General features: G+C 69.4%; 8 protein-coding genes and 1 pseudogene. 5 read left to right on the top strand and 4 right to left on the bottom strand.

The window, feature by feature from the left end; translation table 11 throughout:
• Positions 1–355, bottom strand: a pseudogene (locus AC1DY2_RS10800) (hypothetical protein); the annotation flags it as partial.
• Positions 356–364: 9 nt separating this feature from the next.
• A complete protein-coding gene (locus tag AC1DY2_RS10805) occupies positions 365–2,245 on the bottom strand; it encodes a glycoside hydrolase family 15 protein (RefSeq protein ID WP_476762431.1) in 1,881 nt (626 codons plus the stop codon).
• 119 nt (positions 2,246–2,364) lie between these two features.
• Between AC1DY2_RS10805 and AC1DY2_RS10810 the strand changes: the two genes are divergently transcribed.
• Positions 2,365–3,519 carry a N(5)-(carboxyethyl)ornithine synthase gene (locus tag AC1DY2_RS10810; RefSeq protein ID WP_476762438.1) on the top strand — a complete coding sequence of 385 codons (1,155 nt, stop codon included), beginning with the start codon at positions 2,365–2,367 and terminating at the stop codon, positions 3,517–3,519.
• A 40-nt stretch (positions 3,520–3,559) separates the two neighbouring features.
• On the opposite strand, the gene AC1DY2_RS10815 is transcribed toward AC1DY2_RS10810, so the two are convergent.
• Both AC1DY2_RS10815 and AC1DY2_RS10820 read right to left on the bottom strand, forming a co-directional pair.
• Entirely contained in the window at positions 3,560–4,429 is an 870-nt protein-coding gene (locus AC1DY2_RS10815; RefSeq protein WP_476762432.1) for an LLM class flavin-dependent oxidoreductase, read from the bottom strand.
• Between the two features lie 55 nt (positions 4,430–4,484).
• Positions 4,485–5,093, bottom strand: a complete 609-nt coding sequence (locus tag AC1DY2_RS10820; RefSeq protein ID WP_476762433.1) for a dihydrofolate reductase family protein — start codon at positions 5,091–5,093, stop codon at positions 4,485–4,487.
• Positions 5,094–5,215: 122 nt separating this feature from the next.
• Between AC1DY2_RS10820 and AC1DY2_RS10825 the strand changes: the two genes are divergently transcribed.
• The 4 genes from AC1DY2_RS10825 to AC1DY2_RS10840 all read left to right on the top strand — a co-directional run.
• On the top strand, positions 5,216–5,656 hold the full coding sequence (locus AC1DY2_RS10825) for a DUF1801 domain-containing protein (RefSeq protein WP_476762434.1): 441 nt from the start codon (positions 5,216–5,218) through the stop codon (positions 5,654–5,656).
• 58 nt (positions 5,657–5,714) lie between these two features.
• Positions 5,715–6,356, top strand: a complete 642-nt coding sequence (locus AC1DY2_RS10830) for a TetR/AcrR family transcriptional regulator (RefSeq protein WP_476762435.1) — start codon at positions 5,715–5,717, stop codon at positions 6,354–6,356.
• The gene (locus tag AC1DY2_RS10835) at positions 6,353–7,561 is read left to right on the top strand and encodes a GDSL-type esterase/lipase family protein (protein ID WP_476762436.1); all 1,209 of its coding nucleotides are present in this window, start codon (positions 6,353–6,355) and stop codon (positions 7,559–7,561) included. The genes AC1DY2_RS10830 and AC1DY2_RS10835 overlap by 4 nt, the downstream gene beginning before the upstream one ends.
• A gap of 38 nt (positions 7,562–7,599) precedes the next feature.
• Positions 7,600–8,301, top strand: a 702-nt coding sequence (locus AC1DY2_RS10840) for a DedA family protein (protein WP_476762437.1), incomplete at its 3' end; no start/stop codon positions are given.

The raw sequence follows: 8,301 nt of genomic DNA on the forward strand, positions 1-8,301 counted from the left end.
CCTCAAGGTAGGAGACCGGGGTGGTCGCGTCGCCGACGGCGGCCGCGACGCGGTCGTAGGTCGCGGCATCCGCGAAGTCGCCGTGCACGTAGCTGAGACGCGCGGCGAATCGCTGGAACACCGACTCGTCGAGGGTCTCACCGGTGGCGACGATCGAGGTGCGGGCACGTTCGACGAGCTGGTCGATCGTCCAGTCCTCGAACGCGACGCCCACGATGGGGCACTGCAGCAGGCCGCGCTGCTCGAGTTTGTAGAGGGAGTGGAACGTCATCACCCGCGCCAGGTCGCCGGTGATGCCGAAGATGACGAGCACGTCGCCCTCGGGCTCGGTCGCTGCGGATCCGGTGGTCGCCATGGTCGTCTCCTAGCGGGTCCGGCGTCCGGAGCTCAGCACCGGGTCGACGAAGCCCGACCCGTGGTCGAGTTGGTAGTCGAGGTTGACCGCCGCGTTGATGAGCGACAGGTGGCTGAACGCCTGCGGGAAGTTGCCGAGCTGCTCCCCCGTGAGCCCGATCTCCTCGGCGTACAACCCGAGGTGGTTGGCGTAGGTGAGCATCTTCTCGAAGGTGAGCTGCGCCTCGTCGAGGAATCCCGACCGGGCGAGCGCGTCGACGTACCAGAACGAGCACAGCGTGAAGGTGCCCTCCGAGCCGCGCAGGCCGTCGGGCGAGGCGCTCGGGTTGTAGCGGTAGACGAGGCTGTCCGAGACGAGCTCGGTGTCCATGGCCGCGAGCGTCGACAGCCACATCGGGTCGCGCGGCGCGATGAAGCCCATGAGCGGCATGACCAGGAGCGACGCATCGAGCACGTCGGTGTCCTGGTGCTGCACGAAGGCCTGGCGCTCCTCGTGCCACCCCGTCGTCATCACCTGCTCGTAGATCGCGTCGCGCTGCTCGCGCCAGCGGATGATGGGGGCGGGCCGGCCGTGCTCCTGCGCGAGCCGGATGCCGCGGTCGAGCGCGATCCAGCACATGAAGCGGCCGAACGTGAACTTCTGCTGGCCGCCGCGCGTCTCCCAGACGCCCTCCTCGGGCTGGTCCCAGTTGTCGCAGACCCAGTCCAGCATGCTGCTGATCTGCGTCCACCCGACGTGCGGCAGCTGGAGTCCGTGGGTGTCGGCGAGGTGGATGGAGTCCATCGCCTCGCCGTAGATGTCGAGCTGCATCTGGTCGGCCGCGCCGTTGCCGATGCGCACGGGGAGCGAGCCGCGGTATCCGGCGAGGTGCTCGAGCGACTCCTCGACGAGGTCGGACGACCCGTCGACGCGATACATGATCTTCAGTGGCCCCGAGCCGGTGCCGACGCTCTCCTTCACCCGGTCCATGAGCCAGGCCACGAACGCCTCGGCCTCCTCGGTGTAGCCGAGTCCGAGCAGTGCGTAGACCGAGAACGACGCGTCCCGGATCCACGTGTAGCGGTAGTCCCAGTTGCGTTCGCCGCCGACCTGCTCGGGCAGGCCCGCCGTGGGTGCGGCGACGAGTGCGCCCGTGGGCGCGTAGGTCATGAGCTTCAGGGTCATCGCCGACCGGGCGACCATCTCTCGCCACCGGCCCCGGTACGTCGACCGGTTGTTCCACTCGCGCCAGAAGGCGCGTGTCTCGGCGAACAGCGCGCGCAACTCGTCCTCCGAGACCTGGGCCGGGTCGGCACCGCCGGTCTCCATGACGACGCCGGTGATCTCCCCGGCGTTCAGCGTGCCGGTGATGCGGATGCCGCCGTCGACGAGTTCGACGTGACCGGCGCGCTCCGTGCCATGCACGATCATCCCGCCGACGCGGTGCACCGTCAGCGACTGGTCGCCGGCGGTGAACCGCACGCCGTGGCCCTCGACGGGCTCGATCGTGTGCTCGGCACGCCCGTAGTCGAAGCGCGGCTCGACGACGCCCTCGAACGTCATGGTGCCGCGCACCACCCGGAGCAGGCGCACGATCCGGTGCCGATCGGTCGCCTCGTGGCCGGCGACCGGCATGAAGTCCACCACCTCGCCGACGCCCGCCTCCGTCATGAACCGCGTGATCAGGATCGCGGTGTTGGGCAGGTAGAGCTGCCGGGTCACGTAGTCGTCGGCGATCGGCCGGACCCGGCAGAACCCGCCCTGCTCGGCGTCGAGCAGGGACCCGAAGATGCTCGGCGAGTCGAACCTCGGACTGCAGAACCAGTCGATCGTGCCGTCGGTCGACACGAGCGCGGCGGTCTGCAGGTCGCCGATGAGCCCGTGGTCCGCGATGTTCGGGTACTCCCCCATGGACACCCCTTCCCCCAGGGCCCATCGTGGCACGGGACGTCGTCGTGTGTCATGACCACTTCGGGGCGAATCGGTGCCATCCAGGTGACGTACCCTCAGGGCAGGAGGTCATCATGATCATGAACGCCCCCGCACTGCTCCGGCTCGGGGTGATGGCCACCTCTCGCAAGGTCGACGAGCAGCGCCTGCCGATCCATCCCTCGCACTTCGAGCGGATCGACGACGACCTCCGCGCGAACCTCATGCTCGAGACCGGGTACGGCGACCGCTTCGGCATCTCCGATGCGCAGCTCGCCCCGTTCGTCGGCGCCATCGCCTCGCGCGAGGCGATCCTCGCCGAGGCCGACGTCATCACCCTGCCGAAGCCGCTCGCCTCCGACCTCGCCGACTTCCGCGACGGCCAGGTGCTCTGGGGGTGGCCGCACTGCGTGCAGGACCGCGAGATGACGCAGTTCGCGATCGACAAGCGCCTCACCCTCATCGCGTGGGAGGCCATGAACCACTGGAAGGCCGACGGCGGGTTCGGACTCCACGTGTTCCACAAGAACAACGAGCTCGCCGGGTACTGCTCGGTGCTGCACGCGCTGCAGCTGTGCGGTTCGACGGGCGACTACGGTCGTCGGCTGAACGCGGTGGTGATCGGCTTCGGCGCGACGGCTCGCGGCGCGGTCACGGCGCTGAACGCGCACGGCATCCACGACGTGCGCGTGCTGACGAACCGCGATACCGCCGCCGTCGGATCGCCGATCCCGTCGATCGACATCATCCAGTTCGAGCACGACCCCGACGCGCCGTATGCGAGCACGGTCAACACGGAGGACGGCCCGGTCGACCTGGCACCGTTCCTCGCCGCCCACGACATCGTCGTGAACTGCACCCTGCAGGATCCGAACGCGCCGCTCACCTACCTCCGCACGGAGGACCTCGCCGCCTTCCGCCCCGGGAGCCTCATCGTCGACGTGTCGATCGACGCGGGCATGGGGTTCGAGTGGGCCAAGCCCACCTCGTTCGCCGATCCGATGTTCACGGTCGGCGAGTCGACGAACTACTACGCGGTCGACCACAGTCCGTCGTACCTCTGGAACTCCGCCACGTGGGAGATCAGCGAGGCGCTCATGCCGTTCCTCCGCATCGTCATGGAGGGTCCGGAGGCGTGGGCCGCCTCCGACACGATCAGGCGTGCGACCGAGATCGAGCACGGCCAGGTCCGCAACGAGGCGATCCTCCAGTTCCAGGGGCGCTCGCCGGAGTACCCGTATCCGCAGCGTTCCTGAGTCGGCGCTCCGCCGGCGCCGGTGACGGATGCCGCGGAGCCTACGGCCGCGGCGGTCCGGCGATCACCCGCTCGCGCGAGTACCGGGCGACGCGCTCGGCGGGAACCCGCCAGTCGGCCTCGAGCCACCACGTGACGCCGGCGTCGGCCCACGGACGCACGACCGCGGCATCCGCGACCCGGTCGACGCCGCCGGTGGTGCCCTCCTGCACGATGTCGAACGGCCGGTCGCCGAGCCCGAGGCGGTCACGCTCGGCGCGGATCCACGCGATCGCGTCGGCGGCGATCTCGGGCGTGTAGGTGCGCTGCTGCTCGACCGGGTCGATGCCGTCGGCGCCGGGCGGCGCGTAGTTCGGGATCCAGCCGTCGTAGCGGGCGACGCGACGCATCGACCTCGTGCGGGGCCACACGCCGACGACCCACGTCGGAATGCGCGGCTCCTGCACGATCGCCGGCGGCAGCATGGCGTCGGTGCGCGTCGCTCGGAAGTGCTCGCCCTCGTACTCGAACGGCTCCGCCTGCCAGAGCTGCTGTATGAGCTCGAGGCCCTCGTCGAGCAGTTCGGCGCGCACGCGACGGCCGGGATCGTCCTCGAAGATCCAGAACCGCTGCTCGACGTCGGCGGGGACGCCGAGGCCGGCTGAGAGGATCACCCGACCGTTCGAGAGGCGGTCGACGGTCATGGTCTGCCCCGCGAGCTCCCACGGCCGGCGCCTCGGCACCGGGGTGAGCATCGTACCGAGCCGGATGCGCTCGGTGACCATGGCGGCCGCCGCGAGCGTCGACCACGGATCGGTGGCCCAGATGCCCTCCCAGACGAAGAACGCGTCCCACCCGGACTCCTCGGCGAGCGCCGCGAGCTCGACGGCGAACGCCGGATCGGACCCGGTGTAGATGAAGCCGTGCTGCATGCGGCCGACGTTATCGCCGACCGCCGACACGCCCTGGCCCGCAGTGCCGCGCGGGTCAGCTCGCGCGGCGATACCGGATGTGCGTGGCCAGCGGCGACTGCAGCACCTCGACGGGCTCGAACCCGAACGAGTCGACGCCGTCGAAGATCCGCTCGCCCGAGCCGAGCAGCACCGGGGCGATGTCGAGGGTGAGCTCGTCGACGACCCCGGCCACGAGCGCCTGCCGAACCGTGGATGCGCCCCCCGCGATGTCGACGCCGCCGTCGCCGGCCGCCTCGAGGGCGCGTGCGTATGCGGCGTCGAAGCCGTCGGTGACGAAGTGGAAGGTCGTTCCGCCCTCCATCTCGATCGGCTCGTGCGCGTGGTGGGTGAGCACGAACACCGGTGCGTGGTACGGCGGCTCGGCACCCCACCATCCACGCCAGTCCTCCTCGTCCCACTCGCCGCGGATCGGCCCGAACATGTTGCGGCCCATCACGTACGCACCGCGTGGACGCATGAGCCAGCCCGCCGCGATCTCGTCGGCATCGTTCGCGCGGGGGTCGCCGATGTGCCAGCCGTGCAGCTCGATCCCACGCCTGCCGAGCGGGTTGTCGCGGCTCTGGTCGGGACCGGCGACGAAGCCGTCGAGTGAGATCGACATGTGGCAGGTGGTGTCCGTCATCGACGACCCTTCCGAGCGAGTGGGAGGCAGTGGCGGCAATCTACCCGACCTGCGGCCCCGCCCGCGATGGAGTAGCGTCCATGGATCCACTTCCTCGCGGGACGGCGACGATCCGAGGCCGAATGAGCGACGACGACGACCGCACGGTCGACCGCTACCTTGCTTCGCTCGACGAGCAGACCGCCCGCGACAGCGAGACGCTGATCGAGATGATGCAGCGGATCAGCGGGCACCCGCCGACGTTGTGGAATGTCGGCACCATCGGGTTCGGCACGTACCACTACCGATATGACACCGGACGCGAGGGAGACGGTCACACGATCGGCTTCTATCCGAGGAAGGGCAAGCTCACCATCTACCTCATGGATGGCACCGCGCGCCATGCCGAACTGCTGGATGAGCTCGGCACACACTCCACCACCGGCTACTGCGTGTACCTGCGGCGGCTCGGCGATGTCGACCTCGGAGTGCTCGAACGGCTCATCCAGGCATCGTTCGACTTCGTCGAGTCGAAGGCCCGAGAGGGGCCGATCCGCGAGATCCTCTGGAAGGCCGAGGTCTAGCGAGGCGCGAATTACCTACGCTGCATAGGCGTTCACCTAATGCTGTTAGGCTGAACGAATGCGAACCTCGGCACTGTCGACCTCAGCGGTCATCGAACGTGGCGCCTCCCTGGCCGATGCCAACGGCTTCGCCGCGCTCACGATCGCCGACGTCGCCCGCTCGCTGAACGTGCAGGCGCCGAGCCTGTACAGCCACGTGCGCAACCTCCAGGCCCTGCGTGACGGCATCGCGATCCTTGCCCTCCAGGAACTGGCCGATCGCATCGTGGAGGCCATCATGGGGCGAGCGGCGAAGGCCGCCCTCACCGGCTTCGCGGACGCCCACCGTTCATTCGCCCGCGAACGCCCGGGATGCTGGGAGGCCCTGCAGACGCCGCAGGGCGATGACGTCGCCGCAGCACCGGCCGCCCGGCGGCTCGTCCAGGCGACGAGCACCGTGCTCTTGGGCTACGGGATCGCGCCGGGTGAGCACGTCCATGCGACACGGATCGTCGGCAGCGCCATCAATGGATTCGTCACGCTCGAGCGGGTCGGCAACTTCGCGCACAGTGCGCCGCCCGCCGATTCCACGTGGCCTCGACTCATCGATGCGCTCGACTCGGTCCTGCAGGACTGGGCCGCCAGGCCGACCACCCCGGCAGATCCGAACGACCCGGACAACCCCAACGACCCGAACGACCCGAACGAAGGCACACCATGATCGCCACACCGATCACCGCGGAGTTGATCCACGGAGCAATCGAACTCGAAGCGACGCCCCGCGGAATCAGGCCGCACCGGCTCCCCCGGGCCGTCCGCGAGCGTGACGCCGACCAGCAGCTGTCGCTCATGGAGGCGCAGCCGTCGGGCGTGCGGCTCGAGATGGTGACGGCGGCCCGCTCGATCACGGTCGCGATGCACGCCACACGTGTGGCCTATCGCGGCGTGGACCGGATGCGGGGCGCGGTCGACGTCGTCGTCGACGGCGCCGACCACTGGTCTCACGTGCTCGCTCACGGCGACCGGGTCGAGCTCGACCTGCAGACCGGCGAGTCGACGTTCGTGCCGGGCGGCACCGACCGCATCGTCATCGACGGCCTCCCCGCCGGCGAGAAGTCGGTCGAGGTGTGGCTTCCCCACAACGAGGCGATCGAGCTCGTCTCCCTGCACTCCGACCTGCCCGTCGGGCCCGACGATCGGCGAAGGCCGGTCTGGGTCCACCACGGCAGCTCGATCAGCCAGGGCTCGAACTCGACGTCGCCAACCCGCACCTGGCCGGCGGTGGCAGCCCGACGTGCGGGCGTCAGCCTGCACAACCTCGGCTTCGGCGGAAGCGCGCTGGTCGACCCGTTCATGGCTCGCGTCATCCGCGACACCCCCGCAGACCTCATCAGCATCAAGCTCGGCATCAACGTGGTGAACCACGACGCCATGCGTCTGCGGAGCTTCGTGCCGGCCGTGCATGGATTCCTCGACACGATCCGCGACGGGCATCCGACCACGCCGATCCTGCTGGTCTCGCCGATCTTCTGCGGAATCCACGAGGACACGCCCGGGCCGGGTGCGATCGATCCCACGTCGCTGGGCACGGGCGGCATGAGGTTCGTCGCGACCGGCCAGCCGGGCGACACCGCCCAGGGCCGGTTGACCCTCCAGGTGATCCGCACGGCACTGGCGGGCGTCGTGGAGGCGCGCTCGGACGATCCCAACCTGAGCTACCTCGACGGGCTCGCCCTGTACGGCGAGACCGATGCCCGGGCGCATCCGCTTCCCGACTCGCTCCACCCCGACACCGCCACGCACGAGCTCATCGGAGAGCGCTTCGCCGCAGCGCACCTCGTCATCCCCGGGGATGATTCCCGGCGCGAACCCAGTCGCGCGCGGCATCCGCTCGGTAGACTGCAACGACACCACGCCGCCTGCTGACCGGCATCCGCCGTGTCCGACGACTGGAGCCCCCTTCCATGGTCCACACCTCCCTGATTCCCTGGCTCGACCCCGAGACGATCATCTCCGCGGCCGGCCCCTGGGCCCTCGTCGTGGTGTGCGCCATCGTGTTCGCCGAGACAGGCCTGCTCGTGGGCTTCCTGCTCCCGGGCGACACGCTGCTCGTCATCTCGGGCCTGCTCACGAACACCTCGCTGGTGTTCGGCGTCGACATCTGGTGGGTGTGCCTCGCGATCGGCTTCGCGGCGTTCCTCGGCGGCGAGGTCGGGTACCTGATCGGCCACAAGTTCGGGCCGAGCGTCTTCGAACGCAAGGAGTCGGGGCTCTTCAGCGTGAAGAACGTCGAGCGCACCAACGCGTTCTTCGAGCGCTTCGGCGCCCTGGCGATCATCCTCGCGCGCTTCGTGCCGATCGTGCGCACGTTCGCGCCCGTCGCCGCCGGCGTCGGCCACATGAACTACCGCAAGTACACGCTCTACAACCTGATCGGCGCGTTCATCTGGGGCGTCGGGCTCACCTACTTCGGCTACCTCATCGGCTACATCCCGCCGGTGGCCGCGTTCGTGCAGGAGTACATCGACGTCATCCTCCTCGGCGCCGTGGTGATCACCCTCATCCCGACGCTCTGGCACTACTTCCAGTCGATGCGCAAGGCGAAGAAGTCCGCCGCGGCCCGCGATGACATGGTCACCGACCACGAGGAGGCGCAGCGCCTCGTG

This window comes from Agromyces sp. P1_H4 (genome assembly GCF_056405255.1).

Excerpts from the sequence above, each read along its gene's own strand:
- AC1DY2_RS10805 (WP_476762431.1), bottom strand. The coding sequence starts at position 2,245 with ATGGGGGAGTACCCGAACATCGCGGACCACGGGCTCATCGGCGACCTG.
- AC1DY2_RS10810 (WP_476762438.1), top strand. The coding sequence starts at position 2,365 with ATGAACGCCCCCGCACTGCTCCGGCTCGGGGTGATGGCCACCTCTCGC.
- AC1DY2_RS10815 (WP_476762432.1), bottom strand. The coding sequence starts at position 4,429 with ATGCAGCACGGCTTCATCTACACCGGGTCCGATCCGGCGTTCGCCGTC.
- AC1DY2_RS10820 (WP_476762433.1), bottom strand. The coding sequence starts at position 5,093 with ATGACGGACACCACCTGCCACATGTCGATCTCACTCGACGGCTTCGTC.
- AC1DY2_RS10825 (WP_476762434.1), top strand. The coding sequence starts at position 5,216 with ATGAGCGACGACGACGACCGCACGGTCGACCGCTACCTTGCTTCGCTC.
- AC1DY2_RS10830 (WP_476762435.1), top strand. The coding sequence starts at position 5,715 with ATGCGAACCTCGGCACTGTCGACCTCAGCGGTCATCGAACGTGGCGCC.
- AC1DY2_RS10835 (WP_476762436.1), top strand. The coding sequence starts at position 6,353 with ATGATCGCCACACCGATCACCGCGGAGTTGATCCACGGAGCAATCGAA.